General features: G+C 66.1%; 14 protein-coding genes. 5 read left to right on the forward strand and 9 right to left on the reverse strand.

What is annotated here, in order from left to right; all coding sequences use genetic code 11:
• Positions 1 to 12: 12 nt before the first annotated feature.
• The gene (locus PSEK12I1_RS0111280) at positions 13 to 1,092 is read right to left on the reverse strand and encodes a 3-deoxy-7-phosphoheptulonate synthase (protein WP_007160558.1); all 1,080 of its coding nucleotides are present in this window, start codon (positions 1,090 to 1,092) and stop codon (positions 13 to 15) included.
• A gap of 165 nt (positions 1,093 to 1,257) precedes the next feature.
• On the opposite strand from PSEK12I1_RS0111280, the gene PSEK12I1_RS0111285 reads away from it, so the two are divergent.
• The 3 genes from PSEK12I1_RS0111285 to cysB all read left to right on the forward strand — a co-directional run bounded on the left by PSEK12I1_RS0111285 (position 1,258) and on the right by cysB (position 3,261).
• On the forward strand, positions 1,258 to 1,584 hold the full coding sequence (locus PSEK12I1_RS0111285) for a co-chaperone YbbN (RefSeq protein WP_007160557.1): 327 nt from the start codon (positions 1,258 to 1,260) through the stop codon (positions 1,582 to 1,584).
• A 108-nt stretch (positions 1,585 to 1,692) separates the two neighbouring features.
• Complete coding sequence (locus PSEK12I1_RS0111290; protein ID WP_007160556.1) at positions 1,693 to 2,175, forward strand: universal stress protein; 483 nt, start codon at positions 1,693 to 1,695, stop codon at positions 2,173 to 2,175.
• A 111-nt stretch (positions 2,176 to 2,286) separates the two neighbouring features.
• Positions 2,287 to 3,261 (forward strand): HTH-type transcriptional regulator CysB, encoded by a 975-nt coding sequence (cysB, locus tag PSEK12I1_RS0111295; RefSeq protein WP_007160555.1) that lies wholly within the window; start codon positions 2,287 to 2,289, stop codon positions 3,259 to 3,261.
• A 242-nt stretch (positions 3,262 to 3,503) separates the two neighbouring features.
• Here cysB and PSEK12I1_RS0111300 read toward each other — a convergent pair whose 3' ends face one another.
• Complete coding sequence (locus tag PSEK12I1_RS0111300; protein WP_007160554.1) at positions 3,504 to 4,427, reverse strand: LysR family transcriptional regulator; 924 nt, start codon at positions 4,425 to 4,427, stop codon at positions 3,504 to 3,506.
• 102 nt (positions 4,428 to 4,529) lie between these two features.
• On the opposite strand from PSEK12I1_RS0111300, the gene araD1 reads away from it, so the two are divergent.
• Complete coding sequence (araD1, locus tag PSEK12I1_RS0111305; RefSeq protein ID WP_027601579.1) at positions 4,530 to 5,525, forward strand: AraD1 family protein; 996 nt, start codon at positions 4,530 to 4,532, stop codon at positions 5,523 to 5,525.
• 152 nt (positions 5,526 to 5,677) lie between these two features.
• A complete protein-coding gene (locus tag PSEK12I1_RS0111310) occupies positions 5,678 to 7,255 on the forward strand; it encodes an aldehyde dehydrogenase (NADP(+)) (RefSeq protein WP_027601580.1) in 1,578 nt (525 codons plus the stop codon).
• A 246-nt stretch (positions 7,256 to 7,501) separates the two neighbouring features.
• Here PSEK12I1_RS0111310 and PSEK12I1_RS0111315 read toward each other — a convergent pair whose 3' ends face one another.
• The 7 genes from PSEK12I1_RS0111315 to PSEK12I1_RS0111345 form a co-directional block, all read right to left on the reverse strand.
• On the reverse strand, positions 7,502 to 8,650 hold the full coding sequence (locus PSEK12I1_RS0111315; protein WP_027599000.1) for an aldose epimerase family protein: 1,149 nt from the start codon (positions 8,648 to 8,650) through the stop codon (positions 7,502 to 7,504).
• Between the two features lie 122 nt (positions 8,651 to 8,772).
• Positions 8,773 to 10,512 (reverse strand): IlvD/Edd family dehydratase, encoded by a 1,740-nt coding sequence (locus PSEK12I1_RS0111320; protein WP_027601581.1) that lies wholly within the window; start codon positions 10,510 to 10,512, stop codon positions 8,773 to 8,775.
• Positions 10,513 to 10,594: 82 nt separating this feature from the next.
• Entirely contained in the window at positions 10,595 to 11,563 is a 969-nt protein-coding gene (araH, locus tag PSEK12I1_RS0111325) for an L-arabinose ABC transporter permease AraH (protein WP_027601582.1), read from the reverse strand.
• A 26-nt stretch (positions 11,564 to 11,589) separates the two neighbouring features.
• On the reverse strand, positions 11,590 to 13,116 hold the full coding sequence (gene araG, locus PSEK12I1_RS0111330; RefSeq protein ID WP_027601583.1) for an L-arabinose ABC transporter ATP-binding protein AraG: 1,527 nt from the start codon (positions 13,114 to 13,116) through the stop codon (positions 11,590 to 11,592).
• A 59-nt stretch (positions 13,117 to 13,175) separates the two neighbouring features.
• Entirely contained in the window at positions 13,176 to 14,180 is a 1,005-nt protein-coding gene (locus tag PSEK12I1_RS0111335; RefSeq protein ID WP_007160547.1) for a substrate-binding domain-containing protein, read from the reverse strand.
• Between the two features lie 221 nt (positions 14,181 to 14,401).
• Positions 14,402 to 15,271, reverse strand: a complete 870-nt coding sequence (locus PSEK12I1_RS0111340; RefSeq protein WP_027601584.1) for an SMP-30/gluconolactonase/LRE family protein — start codon at positions 15,269 to 15,271, stop codon at positions 14,402 to 14,404.
• Positions 15,272 to 15,351: 80 nt separating this feature from the next.
• Positions 15,352 to 16,038: a FadR/GntR family transcriptional regulator gene (locus PSEK12I1_RS0111345; protein ID WP_007160545.1), complete on the reverse strand. Its 687-nt coding sequence runs from the start codon at positions 16,036 to 16,038 to the stop codon at positions 15,352 to 15,354.
• Positions 16,039 to 16,048: the final 10 nt, after the last annotated feature.

Genomic DNA, 16,048 nt, shown 5'->3' on the forward strand with positions numbered 1-16,048 from the left:
TCTGCTGCAGGATCAGCTGCGCGCGCGGCGCGGCAGCACATCCTTGAGCTTGCGGTGCATGTCGAGAATGCTCTTCTCGGTCATGGCCCAGTCGATGCAGGCGTCGGTCACCGAGACGCCATACTGCAGCTGCGACAGATCCGCCGGAATCGGCTGGCTGCCAAAGCCCAGGTGGCTTTCCACCATCAGGCCGACGATGGAGTTGTTGCCTTCGACGATCTGGTTGGCGACGTTGTCCATCACCAGCGGCTGCAGGGCGGCGTCCTTGTTGGAGTTGGCATGGCTGCAGTCGACCATGATGTTCGGCTTGACCTTGGCCTTGACCAGCGCCTGCTCGCACAGGGTGACGCTGACCGAATCGTAGTTGGGCTTGCCGTTGCCGCCGCGCAGCACCACATGGCCATAGGCGTTGCCCTTGGTCATGACCACGGATACCTGGCCGCGCTGGTCGATACCCAGGAAGCGGTGCGGGCTAGACACCGACTGCAGGGCGTTGATGGCCACGGTCAGGCTGCCGTCGGTGCCGTTCTTGAAGCCGACCGCGGAGGAGAGGCCCGAGGCCATTTCCCGGTGGGTCTGGGATTCGGTGGTACGGGCGCCGATCGCCGACCAGCTGATCAGGTCCTGCAGGTATTGGGGGGAGATGGGGTCCAGCGCCTCGGTGGCGGTGGGCAGGCCCTTTTCCGCCAGGTCCAGCAGCAGCTGGCGACCGATGTGCAGGCCGTCCTGGATCTTGAAGGAGTCGTCCAGGTAGGGATCGTTGATCAGGCCCTTCCAGCCCACGGTGGTGCGGGGCTTCTCGAAGTAGACGCGCATGACCAGATAGAGGCTGTCGCTGACCTGGGCGGCCAGCGCCTTGAGGCGCTCGGCGTATTCGTGGGCGGCCTTGATGTCATGGATGGAGCAGGGGCCGATCACCACGAACAGGCGGTGGTCCTTGCCGTCGAGGATGTCGCGGATGACCTGGCGGCCCTGGGCGACGGTGTCGGCGGCGAGATCGCTCAGCGGGATTTCCTGCTTGAGCTGCTCGGGGGTGATGAGCGGCTCGTTGGCTTCGATGTTGAGGTCGTTAAGGCGGGGCTGTGCGGCCATGGTGCTACTCGTCGGTCACGGCGCTGCGACAGGTCAGGGCCCGTGCAGGCAAAATACGATGGAGAGGGTGGGGCACCTTAACGCTTGTCCCGCCCGCTCACAATGGCTACGACGCTATCGACGCGCCCGAAGGCGTGCTTTGGCGATGATCGCGACGAGGAAAGCATGGAATTGGACGATGGGACGGCCGATGCCGTCCTGCTGGCGGCGCCGGGGCGCTCCCTGCTGATCTTTACCAGCGCCGGTTGCGCCTCCTGCCGCCTGGCGCGCCAGGTGCTGCCGACGGCGGCGCTGCCGGTCGAGCGGCTGTACTGGGTGGATGCCGAGCGCAGTGGCGGTCTGGTGCAGCGCTATGGGGTCTTTCATCTGCCGGCACTGTTCCTGATCGGGGATGGCGACTTCTTCGGCCCGGTGCAGGCGCCCCTGCGCGAGCCGGCCCTGGTGGCGGCGATCCAGGCCGCGGCGGCGCGGGAGCCCGAGGAAATACCCTGAAAGGCCTCTAACGCGCGCTTCGCAGCGCAAATGTCTTTCCCCTGCTACGCTGGAAAGGGCTATCCCGCATTGCACCGGTCAGGTCGCCTGATCTGGCCAGGAGGAATCGTGATCCGCTCGCTGCTCTATGCCACGGACCTGGGCCTGTGTTCGTCCTATGTCTTTCAGCATGCCTTGAATCTCGCCCGCATCCATCAGGCCCGGCTGTATGTCGTCCATGTGGTGGAGCCGCTCGGCCTGCTGGCCTCCACGCTGCTGCAACAGCATCCGAATGGTGAATCCCTGGATCGCCTGCGCAATGGCGGTCTGGAGCTGGTGCTGGAGACCATCGAGCAGCAGGTGTTCGAGTCGCTGCGCGAGGACCTGCTGGAGACCCCGGCCACCGTGGGTCTGATCCGGGCCGTGCGGGTGGTGCAGGGCGATCCGCCGGCCGCCATTCTCAAGCAGGCCCAGGACTTCGCCGCGGATCTGCTGGTGATCGGCAGTCGCAGCCAGGGCGACGCCCAGGTCGCCCCGCTGGGACGTACCGCCAGCCGCCTGCTGCAGACCGCACGCATTCCGGTATATCTGGTGCCACTGCGACAGGGCTGATCCGTAAGCGTCAGTCTTATTCCTCCGCGACTTAATTCGATTTTGGTCTAGAAAAACCTTAAGGCCTGCTTTACTGTTATATGCTTGCGCATGGGTCAGCGAGGAGCCGGCATGAAGCTGCAACAGTTGCGATATATCTGGGAAGTCGCCCACCACGATCTGAACGTTTCCGCCACCGCCCAGAGCCTCTATACCTCGCAGCCTGGCATCAGCAAGCAGATCCGCCTGCTCGAGGACGAATTGGGTGTCGAGGTCTTTGCCCGCAGCGGCAAGCACCTGACCCGGGTGACCCCGGCCGGCGAACGCATCATCCAGACCGCCGGCGAGATCCTGCGCAAGTGCGAGAGCATCAAGCAGATCGCCCAGGAATTCTCCAACGAGCGCAAGGGCACCCTGTCCATCGCCACCACCCACACCCAGGCGCGCTATGCGCTGCCGGACGTGATCAGCGAATTCATCAAGCAGTATCCGGACGTGGCCCTGCACATGCACCAGGGCTCGCCGACCCAGATCGCCGAGATGGCCGCCGACGGCACCGTCGACTTCGCCATCGCCACCGAGGGTCTGGAACGCTTCAACGATCTGGTGATGATGCCCTGCTATCGCTGGAACCGCTGTGTCATCGTGCCCCAGGGTCACCCCCTGGCCAAGGTGGAACACCTGACCCTGGAACACCTGGCGGAACAGCCGCTGGTGACCTACGTCTTCGGCTTCACCGGCCGCTCCAAGCTCGACGAGGCCTTTGCCCGCCAGGGTCTTGAGCCCAACGTGGTGCTGACCGCGGCGGACGCCGACGTCATCAAGACCTATGTCCGCCTCGGCCTGGGCGTGGGCATCGTCGCCGACATGGCGGTGGATCACAAAGCCGATGCCGACCTGGTCTGCCTGGACGCCAGCCACCTCTTCGAAGCCAGCGTGACCAAGATCGGCCTGCGCCGCGGCACCTTCCTGCGCGGCTTCATGTGCGACTTCATCGGCCGCTTCGCGCCGCACCTGACCCGCGATGTCCTCACCGAGGCGATGCAGACGCCCTCGCGGCAGGAGCTGGAGACCCTGTTCCACGGGGTGACGCTGCCGACGTATTGAGGTTTTCCTCTCGCTGAAATCATCGCGGCCGCAGCAGCACGTAGCGTGGAAAACGGCGTAGCCTTTTCCACTGGAGACTGCGCTGAAGGGGACACCCTCACCCCAACCCTCTCCCGAGGGGAGAGGGGGCTATCCGAGCAGGCGTTCAGTCACGTCAGCCTCGGCGAAATCGCAACAAGCCGTCGTGCTTCCATCTGTAGGAGCGGCCGCATCGGCGGACCGCCATGGCGGCGATAGAGGTTTTACCCCGCCAACCGCCACTGCTCCAGCAGCAGCTGCGCGGCCGCCGACAATCCCGCGCCCTGGCGGACCAGGATCGAATAGGGTTCGTTGCGGGTGCGCTGGACCACGGGCAGGCGTCGCAGCAGGCCGTGTCTTTCGCCGAACTGGGCGATGTCGCTGGGCAGCATGGCCACCTGGTTGGCGTCTTCCTGCAGCAGGCCGAGCAGGGTGAAGGTCGAGGAGGTTTCCACCGGATAGCGGGGAAACTCCAGCTCCGCCGCGCGAAATTCCCGCTCCAGGGTCAGGCGCATGGGCAGGTTGGCCGGATAGACGATCCAGCGGCTGTCGACCAGTTCGGCCAGGCTCAGCGTCTCGGACTCCGCCAGCGGATGGCGGGGATGGCAGACGATCTCCAGCCGCTCTTCGCGCACCTCCAGGCAGTCGTAGGCATCCGGCCGGCGGCTGACGCTGCTGCGGCAGATGGCCAGTTCGATGCGACCGGCGTCGAGCAGGTCGAGCAGGCGCACGCTGGTGTCTTCGATGATCTCGATCCCCAGCTGGGGCTGCGCCGCCCCCAGGCGCGACACCGCGGCGATCAGCCGAGGCACGGCGCCCATGATCACTCCCACCGCCAGCCGACCGCCTTCGCCCTGCAGGATACCGAGCATCTCTTCGCGCAGATGGGCCAGGTCGCTTTCGATCAGCCGCGCATAGCGGATCACGCAGCGGCCCAGGTCATTGGGCTGCAGGCCCTGGTGGGTGCGCAGGAAGAGGGTGGCGCCCAGGGTGCTCTCGATCTCGTGCAGGGCCTTGGTGGCGCCGGGCTGGGAAATGGCGATGCGCTCGGCGGCCTTGTGCAGCGAGCCTTCCTCGTCGAGGGCGATCAGCAGGCGCAGTTGCCGCAGGCGCAGACGGGAGGCGATGGAGCCCAGGGATGGCAGCATGGGAATAACCGTTGGTTATCGCGGGATAGGGAGCTCTCATTAGGCAGGCCCCATGGCGCCGAGTAAAGTCTCCTGCAGGCGATAACCAACAAGGAGAATGCCATGCACCTGATTCAGTTCGAAGACCAGCAGGGCCAGCGCCGCGTCGGCGTGGTCGAGCGCGGTGAAGTCCAGCAGGTCCGCGGCGCGACCAGCACCCGGACCCTGGCGCTGCAGGCCATCCGTGCCGGCGGTTCCCTGGAATCTCAGGTGCAGACCCTAGGCCTGGAGCCCGGCCCGGCCTACGCCGAGCTGCTCGAGGCCGGTCGCCTGCTGCCGCCGCTGGACCATGAGGATCCCGCGCACTGCCTGGTCACCGGGACCGGTCTGACCCACCTGGGCAGCGCCGACACCCGCGACAAGATGCACCAGCAGAACAGCCAGGAAGAGGCCAAGCTGACCGACTCCATGCGCATGTTCAAATGGGGCGTGGAGGGCGGTCGGCCTGCGGCGGGGAGCGCCGGTGCACAGCCGGAATGGTTCTACAAGGGCGACGGCGGCATCCTGGTGCGTCCGGGCGGCGACATCCCGCTGCCGGAATTCGCCGAGGACGCCGGGGAAGAGCCGGAGCTGACCGGTCTCTATGTGATCGGTGACGACGGCAAGCCCTACCGCCTGGGTTATGCGGTGGGCAACGAATTCTCCGACCACGTGATGGAACGCAAGAACTATCTCTACCTAGCCCATTCCAAACTACGCTACTGCAGCTTCGGTCCGGCCTTGCGCACCGGTGAGCTGCCGCGCCATCTGGCGGGCACCAGCCGGATCCGTCGCGGCGAGCAGGTGATCTGGGAGAAGGAATTCCTCTCGGGCGAGGAAAACATGTGCCACAGCCTGGAGAACCTCGAGTATCACCACTTCAAGTACGCGCAGTTCCTCCGGCCGGGCGATGTCCATGTACATTTCTTCGGCACGGCGACCCTGTCCTTCGCCGATGGGGTGCGGGTCGAGCCGGGCGACAGATTCGAGATCGCGGTGCCGGAATTCGGCGAGCCGCTGAGCAATGGCGTCAAGGCCGGCGCGGCAGCTTTCCAGCCCGGGCAGGTCCGTCAGCTCTGATGGTTGTATGATGACTGCTGACTATGCGAATGCTAGAGTGGGTATCGCACAGGCTGGCCCGGCCGCTCGGACACCGAGCGTGCCACCCTTTCGAAGACCTCCCCGTAGCGGGTGGTCTTCCCTGAACCCCTAGGTATAAGGAGTCGAGAACAATGCAGATCCAAGGCAAGAACTACATCGGTGGCGCTCGTAGCGGCGAGGGCGAGGTGCGGGTCTACAGCATCGACGCCACGACCGGCGAGAAGCTGCCCTACGAATTCTTCCAGGCGTCCACGGCCGAGGTCGATGCCGCCGCCCGCGCCGCCGAGCAGGCCGCGCCCCTGTACCGCAAGCTGAGCGCCGAAAAGCGCGCCACCTTCCTCGACGCCATCGCCGACGAACTGGATGCCCTGGGTGACGACTTCGTCCAGCTGGTCTGCCAGGAAACCGCGCTGCCGGCTGGCCGCATCCAGGGTGAGCGCGGCCGTACCAGCGGCCAGATGCGTCTGTTCGCCAAGGTGCTGCGCCGCGGTGACTTCCACGGTGCGCGCATCGACACCGCGCTGCCCGAGCGCAAGCCGCTGCCGCGTCCCGACCTGCGCCAGTACCGTATCGGCCTGGGGCCGGTGGCCGTGTTCGGCGCCAGCAATTTCCCGCTGGCCTTCTCCACCGCCGGTGGCGACACCGCCGCGGCCCTGGCCGCCGGTTGCCCGGTGGTGTTCAAGGCCCACAGCGGCCACATGGTCACCGCCGAATACGTGGCCGACGCCATCATTCGCGCTGCCGAGAAGACCGGCATGCCCAAGGGCGTGTTCAACATGATCTATGGCGGTGGCGTGGGCGAGCAGCTGGTCAAGCACCCGGCCATCCAGGCGGTGGGCTTCACCGGCTCCCTGCGCGGCGGTCGCGCCCTGTGCGACATGGCCGCGGCCCGTCCGCAGCCGATCCCGGTGTTCGCCGAGATGTCCAGCATCAACCCGGTGGTGGTCCTGCCCGAGGCGCTCAAGGCCCGTGGCGACGCCATCACCGGCGAACTCGCGGCCTCCGTGGTTCTGGGTTGCGGCCAGTTCTGCACCAATCCGGGTCTGGTCATCGGCCTGCGTTCGCCCGAATTCAGCGCCTTCCTCGAGCGCCTGGCCGGTGCCATGAACGAGCAGGCGCCCCAGACCATGCTCAATCCGGGCACCCTGAAGAGCTACGAGAAGGGCGTCGCGGCGCTGCTGGCTCATTCCGGCGTGCAACACCTGGCCGGTGCCAGCCAGGAAGGCAACCAGGCGCGTCCGCAGCTGTTCAAGGCTGACGTAAGCCTGCTGCTGGAAAACGACGAACTGCTGCAGGAAGAAGTCTTCGGCCCCACCACCGTGGTGGTCGAGGTGGCCGACGAGGCCCAGCTGCAGCAGGCGCTGCAAGGCCTGCATGGCCAGCTGACCGCCACCCTGCTGGCCGAGCCGGCCGATCTGCAACGCTTCGATGCCATCATCGGCCTGCTGGAGCAGAAAGCCGGGCGCCTGTTGCTCAACGGCTATCCCACCGGTGTGGAAGTCTGTGACGCCATGGTCCACGGCGGTCCCTATCCGGCGACCTCCGATGCTCGCGGCACCTCGGTCGGCACCCTGGCCATCGACCGCTTCCTGCGCCCGGTGTGCTACCAGAACTATCCGGACGCCTTCCTCCCGGAAGCCCTGCAGAACGCCAACCCGCTGGGCATCCAGCGCCTGGTGAACGGCGAGAACACCAAGGCCGCGATCTGATCGCGCGGTCCTGAGTGGTTGAGAACCCGGCGTCGCGAGACGCCGGGTTTTTTATTGGGTGGTGGAAGGGGGGTGGCAGGACAGTGGAAAAGGCTGCGCCGTTTTCCACGCTACTGAAGAGCCAAGCGCGTGCCGGAACAACCCCCTCTCCCTCCGGGAGAGGGTTGGGGTGAGGGAAGCCGCATGCACAATCCCCAAAGAAGAAGGCCGCTCCTGGGAGCGGCCTTGCGTGCAGCGGCAATCGCCTTACTTGGCGGCGAACTTGAAGATGGTCGTCTGGGTGTAGGTCTGGCCGGGATCCAGGCGGGTGGTGGGGAAGTTCGGCTGGTTGGGGGCGTCCGGGTAATGCTGGGTTTCCAGGGTGAAGGCACCCCAGTGGCCGTAGGTCTTGCCGGCCTTGCCCTTGATGTTCCCCTCCAGGAAGTTGCCGGTATAGAACTGCACGCCCGGTTCGGTGGTGTAGAGGGTCAGGGTGCGGCCGGAGCCCGGATCGGTCACCACGGCGGCGGCCTTCTGCAGATCGCCCGCGGTGTTGAGCACCCAGTTGAAGTCATAGCCACCCTGCTTGGGTTCGGCGTACTTCAGCTGCTGGTTGTCGTCGGCGATGTGCTTGCCGATGGCGGTCGGCTTGCGGAAGTCCAGGGGCGTGCCGGCCACGGGCGGCAATTCGCCGGTGGGAATCAGCTTGGCGGTCACCGGCGTGTATGTGTCGGCATTGAGCATCGCCACCTGCTTGAGCACGGTGCCACTGCCGGCGCCCGCCAGGTTGAAGTAGCTGTGGTTGGTCAGGTTGAGCACCGTCGGCTTGTCGGTGGTGGCGCGGTACTTGAGGGTCAGCTGGTTGTGTTCGTCCAGCTGGTAGGTCACCTGGGTGGTCAGGGTGCCGGGAAAGCCCATCTCGCCATCGGGAGACACATAGCTCAGGGTCACGCCGACCCAGCCGTCGCCCTTGGCCGGCTCGGCCTTCCACACCTTGGTGTTGAAGCCCTGGGGACCGCCGTGCAGGGCGTTGGTCTTGTCGTTCTGCGGGATCTGGTAGCTCTTGCCGTCGAGGCTGAAACGACCGTCGGCGATGCGGTTGCCGAAGCGGCCGATGGTGGCGCCAAAGAATACCGTGGGGTTGTCGAGATAACCCTGGACGTCATCGAAGCCCAGCACCACATCTTCGCTGTGGCCCTTGCGGTCGGGCACCTTGAGCGCCTGCAGCACGCCGCCGTAGGTGATGACGGTGGCCTGCATGCCGTGGCTGTTGGTCAGGACGAACTTCTCGATGGGGGTGCCATCGGGCAGCTTGCCAAAGCTCGACTGCTGGCTGCTGAGGCCGGCCGCCTGGGCGGTAAGGGTGCTGATCATGAGTGACAGTCCAAGTCCGGTGAGGGCTAACGTGCGTTTCATCTCGACCACCTTTTCGGTTTGTTGTTGTGCAAGGGTGGGTCAGGCGACCCGGAAGCCGGAGGAGGGGCGGTAAAGCCTCCTCACCCCAACCCTCTCCCGAAGGGAGAGGGGGTAGAAGCGGATCAATGGGAGTGGCGGGGCACCTCGGCGCCGCGGCAGCCGACCAGGAAGTCGAAGTCGCAGCCTTCGTCGGCCTGCAGCACATGGTTGACGTAGAGGCGGCGATAACCGCCGGCCAGCAGCTGATCGGCCGGCGGTTGCCAGTCGGCCAGACGCGCGGCCAGTTCTTCGTCGGGGATATCCAGGTGCAGGCGCCCGGAGGCGCAGTCCAGTTCGATCATGTCGCCTTCGCGCACCACCGCCAGCGGGCCGCCGGCCGAGGCCTCGGGCGCCACGTGCAGCACCACGGTGCCGTAGGCGGTGCCGCTCATGCGGGCGTCGGAGATGCGCACCATGTCGGTGATGCCCTTGGCCAGCAGCTTGGGCGGCAGGCCCATGTTGCCTACCTCGGCCATGCCCGGGTAACCCTTGGGCCCGCAGTTCTTCAGCACCATCACGCAGGTCTCGTCGATGTCCAGATCCGGGTCGACGATGCGCGCCTTGTAGTCTTCGAGGTTCTCGAACACCACGGCGCGACCGCGATGCTGCATGAGCGCCGGGGTCGCGGCCGAGGGCTTGAGCACCGCGCCCTTGGGCGCCAGGTTGCCGCGCAGCACGCAGATGCCGCCATCGGCGCGCAGCGGGTTGTCCAGGGCGCGGATGACCTCGTCGTCGCCGTAGATGGGGGCCTCGGCGCAGTTCGCCCAGATCGTCTTGCCGTTGGCGGTCAGGGCCTCGGGATGGGGCAGCAGATTGGCTTCACCCATGCGGCGGATCACCGCCGGCAGGCCGCCGGAATAATAGAACTCCTCCATCAGGAAGCGTCCGGACGGTTGCAGGTCGACGATGGTGGGGGTGCCGCGACCGACCCGGGTCCAGTCGTCCAGCTCCAGGTCCACGCCGATGCGGCCGGCGATGGCCTTGAGGTGGATCACCGCGTTGGTGGAACCGCCGATGGCGGCGTTGAGGCGGATGGCGTTCTCGAAGGCTTCCTTGGTGAGGATCTTCGACAGCCGCAGGTCTTCTTCCACCATTTCGACGATGCGCATGCCGGACAGGTGGGCCAGCACGTAGCGCCGCGAATCCACCGCCGGAATGGCGGCGTTGTGCGGCAGCGAGGTGCCCAGGGCCTCGGCCATGCAGGCCATGGTGGAGGCGGTGCCCATGGTGTTGCAGGTCCCGGCCGAACGCGACATCCCGGCTTCGGCGGAGAGGAATTCGTTGAGGTCGATGGCACCCGCCTTGTAGGCCTCGTGCATCTGCCAGACGATGGTGCCGGCGCCGATGTCGCGGCCGTGGTGCTTGCCGTTGAGCATGGGGCCACCGGTGACGACGATGGCCGGCACGTCGCAGCTGGCGGCGCCCATCAGCAGCGCCGGCGTGGTCTTGTCGCAGCCGGTGAGCAGCACCACGGCGTCCACCGGGTTGCCGCGGATGGCCTCTTCCACGTCCATGCTGGCCAGGTTGCGGGTCAGCATGGCGGTGGGTCTGAGGTTGGATTCGCCGTTGGAGAACACCGGGAATTCCACCGGGAAGCCGCCGGCTTCGTAGATGCCGCGCTTGACGTGTTCGGCGATCTTGCGGAAGTGGGCGTTGCAGGGGGTCAGCTCGGACCAGGTGTTGCAGATGCCGATGACGGGCTTGCCCTGAAATTCATGGTCCGGGATGCCCTGGTTCTTCATCCAGCTGCGGTACATGAAGCCGTTCTTGTCGTTGCTGCCAAACCACTGGGCGGAGCGGAGCGGGCGTTTGGGCGTGGTCATTGTTTGGTCCTCGGGCATTTCACGGGCAAAGCGGTCCCCGGCACGGCGCGCCTGGCGCCGCGGGGGAGGGCAGAGTCTGGGTTTAGCGCTGCTTGAAGCGGTCGATGACCACGGCCAGCAGCAGGATGGTTCCGCGGATGACGTACTGGTAGAAGGTGTCGATGTTCTTCAGGTTCATGGCGTTCTCGATGATCGCCAGGATCAGCACGCCGGCGATCACGTGGCGGATCATGCCGATGCCGCCGGCCAGGGAAACCCCGCCCAGCACGCAGGCGGAGATCACCGTGAGTTCGAAGCCCTGGCCGATCATCGGCTGGCCGGAGGTCATGCGCGAGGCCAGCACAACGCCGGCCAGGGCGCCGATCACCCCGTGCATGGCGAAGATGATGATCTTGGTGCGGTCGACGTGGACGCCGGCCAGCAGCGCGGCTTCCTCGTTGCCGCCGATGGCCATGGTGTTGCGGCCGAAGGTGGTGTAGTTGAGCAGCCAGCCAAAGAACAGGATGCACAGCAGGGTGATGACGATGGGCACCGGCAGGCCGAACAGCTGGCCGTTGCCGAACACGAAGAACTGCTCCTGGGAGACGCCCACGGCCTTGCCGTCGGAGAAGATGTAGCCCAGGCCGCGCACGATCTGCATGGTCGCCAGCGTGGTGATCAGGGCGTTGATCTTGAGCTTGGCGATCACCAGGCCGTTGATCAGACCCACCAGCAGGCCCATGGCCAGGGCGGCGGCGACGCCGAGAAAGACGCTGTCGAATTCGCGCATCACCACCGCGGCGACCACCCCGGCACAGGCGATGACCGACCCCACCGAGAGGTCGAAGTGGCCGGAGGCCAGGCAGAACAGCATGGTGCAGGCGGCGATGCCCACCGTGGAGATCGCCAGACCCAGACCGCGCATGTTCAGCGGCGAGAGGAAGTTCTGCACGAACAGCGCGCAGAGGGTGAAGATGACGACGGCGGCCAGCATCATGGCCCAGTCGTCGAGGAAGCGGCGGGTGTCGAAACCGCGGCGCGGCGGGGTCAGGCTGTGGGGTTGGGCGGACATGGACGTGACCTCTTTTCTTGTTTTCATCAGGCCCGGGTACGGGGCAGGGCGAGCTGCAGCAGGCGCTCGTCGTTGAACTCGGCGCGGGCCACCTCGCCGGTGATGGCGCCTTCGCTCATCACCAGGATGCGATCGGCCACGCCCATGACTTCCATCAGGTCGCTGGACACCACCACCACGGCGATGCCGCGGGCGGCGAGGTCATGGATGATGGCGTAGATCTCCGACTTGGCGCCCACGTCGATGCCGCGGGTGGGTTCGTCGAGCAAGAGCACCTGCATGGGCATCGACAGCCAGCGCCCGAGGATGGCCTTCTGCTGGTTGCCGCCGGAGAGATTCTTGATCTTCTGCCCGGCGTGGGGCGTCTTCACGTTCAGTGCGCGAATCTGCTTTTCGGCGTTGGCCTTTTCCCAGCGACCCTGGATCAGGCAGCCGAGGCTGGCGTGATGGGCGCGGGCGCTGATGTTGATGTTCTCGGCCACGCTGGCCAGGGGCACGATGCCTTCCTTCTTGCGATCTTCCGGGCACAGCAGGATGCCGGCGGCGATGGCGTCACGCGGCGACCTTAGGCTGACCGGGGCGCCCTTGAGACTCAAGCTGCCGGCCTTGTGCTTTTCCAGCCCCGCCAGCAGACGCAACAGCTCGGTGCGACCGGCACCGACCAGGCCGAACAGGCCGAGGATCTCGCCCTGGCAGACCTCGAAGCCCACCGGTTGCTGCAGGCCCTGGCCGAGCAGACCCTCGACCTTGAGGCAGCCACCGCCGATCTCGCGCGGGCGGTAGTCGTAGATGTCGGCGAGATCGCGGCCGACCATCAGGGTGATCAGCTGGTCGGGGGTGATGTCGGCCAGGCGCTCGATGGTGCGCACGTGGCGGCCGTCCTTGAACACCGTGACCGCGTCGCAGATGCGGAAGACTTCTTCCATGCGGTGGGAGACATAGAGCACCACCCGGCCTTCGTCGCGCAGCCGGGCGATGATGGTCATCAGCCGATCGGTCTCGCGGGCGGACAGGGAGCTGGTCGGCTCGTCGAAGGCGATGACGCGGGCGCCCCGGGAGAGCGCCTTGGCGATCTCCACCAGCTGGCGCTGACCGAGCGACAGGCGCCCGACCTTGGTGTTGGGGTCGATCTCTTCGGCCAGGCCCTTGAGCAGGTCCAGGGCCTGGCGGCGCAGGTGGCCGCGATTGACGATGCCATAGCGCGCCGGCAGGTGCCCGAGAAAGAGATTTTCGGCGACGGTCATCTCCGGCACCAGCTGCAGCTCCTGCTGGATCACGGCGACGCCGGCGCGGATGGCTTCGGCGGTGCTCTTGAACACCAGCTCCTGGCCGTCGATGTTGAGGTGGCCGGTGGTGGGGGCGTGGTAGCCGCTGAGGATCTTCAGCAGGGTCGACTTGCCGGCACCGTTCTCGCCCATGAGGGCGTGCACCGAGCCGGGACGCACGTTGAAGGAGATGTCGGCGAGCGCCTTGACGCCGGGAAAGGTCTTGCCGATGCCGACGAAACCGAGGCTGTCGGCGCTCTGGGCGGTGGTTTGTTCCAGGGCTGCCATGGGGCACTCCTGTCAGACGAAAGAGGAGGGCGGCGCCAGCCGAGGCGCCGCCGGGGTCATCACTTCCAGAGGCCGATCTTTTCCAGCTCTTGCTGGAAATTGGCGCGAGTGATGAGGGTGACCTTGTCCATCGCGGTGTACTTGGGCGGTTCCTTACCGGTGGTCACCCATTCGTACATCATGCTGGCGGTCTGGTAGCCCTCTTCGTGGGGGCTGGGCAGCATGGAGCCGAAGAAGCCGCTGTTGGGTTTCTTCAGTTCGCCGATGGCGTCGGTGCCGTTGATGCCGATGCCGATCACCTGCTCGGCCTTGAAGCCGGCGCTTTCGGTGGCGCGGACGCCGCCCAGCACGGTGTTGTCGTTCATGCCGCCGATGATCAGGTGCTTGGCGCCCGAGGGCAGCTTGACCAGCGCAGAGGTGGTGGAGTCCATGCTGCCGGGCACGTCCAGGGTCTTCTGCGGCGCGAAGATGATGTGATCGGCGGGCAGACCGGCCTTCTTCAGGGCTTCCACCGAACCGTCGGTGCGCTTCTTGCCGGTGTCCAGCTCGTTGTAGGTGTTGATCACCGCATAGGTGTCATCCCACTTCCAGCCACGCTTCTCGGCTTCGGCGGCCATGGCGGCGCCCTGCTGCTGGCCGACCTCGAAGGCGGCCATGCCCAGGTAGGGCACGTCTTCCATGAACTTGCCCTTGGCGTCGACGAAGCGGTCGTCCACGGCCATGACCTTGAGGTCGTTGAGCTTGGCCTTGGCCACGATGGCCGGGCCGAGGGAGACGTCGGGCGGGCAGATCACGAAGCCCTTGGCGCCGTTGGCGGCCAGGCTGTCGATGGCGGCGAGGGTCTTCTCGCCATCCGGCACGGCAATCTTGAGCAGGGTGAAGCCCTTGTCCTTGGCGGCTTTCTCGGCGAAGGCCCATTCGGTCTGGAACCAGGGTTCCTCGGGTTGCTTGACCAGGAAACCGATCTTGACCGGATCGGCAGCGAAAGCGGAGAGAGACAGGCTGACGGCACCGGCGGCGAGGGCGGCACGCAGCAGAGAACGAACTCCCGGAACACGGAACATAGCTGGAACTCCTTGTTTTTATTGGTGTGGCCAGGCAATGCGAGGCGGCGGGTTGCCGTCGTGGAGGTCAGACGACACCGCTCTTCATTGATATTATGATTGGATGGGTGCGGGTGCAAGGAAAAGGTGACGAGATTTTTCGTCACCTCTGTCACCAAGCTGTTACATAGGGGCTGGAACGGAAAGGCGCCGCAGAGGGGCGCCTGGGTCGGTAGGATGAATCAGCCAGCGAACCTGTGGCAGGGCATGCCGGCTACCGGTGCGGTGGCCTTGAGCAGGGCGCCGTCGAGGGCGCCATCGGCGGCGGCGCTGGTGACGTACAGGGTGCGCAGATCCGGTCCGCCGAAGACGCAGCTGGTGGGACGCTGGACGGGCAGTTCGACGATCTCCAGCAGCTCGCCCTCCGGCGAGAAGCGCAGCAGGCAGTTGCCATCCCAGCGCGCATTCCATACGCAGCCCTCGCTGTCGATAGCCGAGCCGTCCGGCGAGCCGCGCTCGTGGGGGCCGGCCCAGACGGTGGGGGTCCCCAGGTTGCCATTGGCATCCAGCGGGTAGCGATAGAGGGTGTCCTTGAGGGTATCGGCGCTGATGACGTGGTTGTCCGCCGCGCTCCACACCAGGGTGTTGGCGATGCCGAGATCGCTGGCGTGACGACTGACACTGCCGTCCGGATCGATGCGGAACAGCCCGCCCGAGTGGCGGTCGATGGCCACGTCGCCACCCTGGGCATCGAGATTGTTCTGCATGGTGCCCAGCCAGAGTCGCCCCTGGGCATCGCAGCGGGCTTCGTTGCCGCGATTGCCCGGATCGGGATCGGCGACGCAGAAGAGTTCCAGGGCGGGACGGTCCGGTGGCGAATCTAGGTCAAGACGGAAGACGCCGTCTGGCAGGGTCACCAGGGCGTCGCCGCGCACCGTGGGCACGAAGGCGGAACAGGGCCGATCCAGTTGCCATTCCTGATAGTGCTCGCCGCTTAGGCGGCAGGCCTTGAAGCCGGCGATGTCCACCCAGTAGAGCGCCTGGGTCTCCTGGTCCCAGAAGGGGCCCTCGGCCAGTTTGAAGCGCTGGGGAAGCAGCAGCTGCCAATCCATCGTTCACCTCTCTTGTTGTGGCAGTACGGGAAGTCCAGGCATGGGAACCTGCGGCGACGCCAAGGTTGCCGACCGAAACGTCAGTCCGTATAGCGCGCCAGGGTCACCGCCGCGCTGTCGATCAGCATCATGCAGGCCCAGACGGCGCGCGCCGCATCGCGCGAGGCGATGCCGTCGGCGAGGGTCTTGTGCAGGGGGAGGGTACGTCGCAATTCGGCGGGATCGGCCGACGACAGGGTAAAGGAGGCCGCCAGCAGGGCGCCCAGGGCGGGCACCATCTGCTCGATGAACTGATTGTGGCTGGCCGCCAGGACGCACTCGTGGAAACGCTGGTCGGCGGTGTTGTAGTCGCCGCCCTCGAGGGAGGCTTCCAGATGCTGGTAGGCGACCTGGATCGCCTGCACCTGCTCAGGGGTGGCTCTTTCGCAGGCCCAGCGGACCGCCGCGGGCTCGATGGCGTGGCGCAGATCCAGCAAGTCCTTTACGAAATGGGCAGGCAGACCGCCCGTGGCCAGCCAGCCCACCACCTGGGTATCGAACAGATTCCAGCGACTCAGCGGCAGGACCCGGGTACCGACCTTGGGGCCGACTTCCAGCATGCCCTTGGCCGCCAGGGTCTTGATCGCTTCGCGCAGGATGGTGCGGCTGACGCCCAGCTCCTGGCAGAGATCCGCCTCTACCTTGAGGGCGCTACCGGGTGGAAATTGCCCGGCCGCGAGGCGCTGGCCGAGTTGTTCTACGGTAGAGGCATGGTAGCTGCTGGACATGAGGGCATAC

Source organism: Pseudomonas sp. MOIL14HWK12:I1, from assembly GCF_000510705.1.
In the GTDB taxonomy this organism is placed as follows: Bacteria; Pseudomonadota; Gammaproteobacteria; order Pseudomonadales; family Pseudomonadaceae; genus Chryseomonas; species Chryseomonas oryzihabitans.

What these genes read in the sequence shown, in the direction of transcription:
- PSEK12I1_RS0111280 (WP_007160558.1), bottom strand. Translation starts at nt 1,092, where the DNA reads ATGGCCGCACAGCCCCGCCTTAACGACCTCAACATCGAAGCCAACGAG.
- PSEK12I1_RS0111285 (WP_007160557.1), top strand. Translation starts at nt 1,258, where the DNA reads ATGGAATTGGACGATGGGACGGCCGATGCCGTCCTGCTGGCGGCGCCG.
- cysB (WP_007160555.1), top strand. Translation starts at nt 2,287, where the DNA reads ATGAAGCTGCAACAGTTGCGATATATCTGGGAAGTCGCCCACCACGAT.
- PSEK12I1_RS0111300 (WP_007160554.1), bottom strand. Translation starts at nt 4,427, where the DNA reads ATGCTGCCATCCCTGGGCTCCATCGCCTCCCGTCTGCGCCTGCGGCAA.
- araD1 (WP_027601579.1), top strand. Translation starts at nt 4,530, where the DNA reads ATGCACCTGATTCAGTTCGAAGACCAGCAGGGCCAGCGCCGCGTCGGC.
- PSEK12I1_RS0111310 (WP_027601580.1), top strand. Translation starts at nt 5,678, where the DNA reads ATGCAGATCCAAGGCAAGAACTACATCGGTGGCGCTCGTAGCGGCGAG.
- PSEK12I1_RS0111315 (WP_027599000.1), bottom strand. Translation starts at nt 8,650, where the DNA reads ATGAAACGCACGTTAGCCCTCACCGGACTTGGACTGTCACTCATGATC.
- PSEK12I1_RS0111320 (WP_027601581.1), bottom strand. Translation starts at nt 10,512, where the DNA reads ATGACCACGCCCAAACGCCCGCTCCGCTCCGCCCAGTGGTTTGGCAGC.
- araH (WP_027601582.1), bottom strand. Translation starts at nt 11,563, where the DNA reads ATGTCCGCCCAACCCCACAGCCTGACCCCGCCGCGCCGCGGTTTCGAC.
- araG (WP_027601583.1), bottom strand. Translation starts at nt 13,116, where the DNA reads ATGGCAGCCCTGGAACAAACCACCGCCCAGAGCGCCGACAGCCTCGGT.
- PSEK12I1_RS0111335 (WP_007160547.1), bottom strand. Translation starts at nt 14,180, where the DNA reads ATGTTCCGTGTTCCGGGAGTTCGTTCTCTGCTGCGTGCCGCCCTCGCC.
- PSEK12I1_RS0111340 (WP_027601584.1), bottom strand. Translation starts at nt 15,271, where the DNA reads ATGGATTGGCAGCTGCTGCTTCCCCAGCGCTTCAAACTGGCCGAGGGC.
- PSEK12I1_RS0111345 (WP_007160545.1), bottom strand. Translation starts at nt 16,038, where the DNA reads ATGTCCAGCAGCTACCATGCCTCTACCGTAGAACAACTCGGCCAGCGC.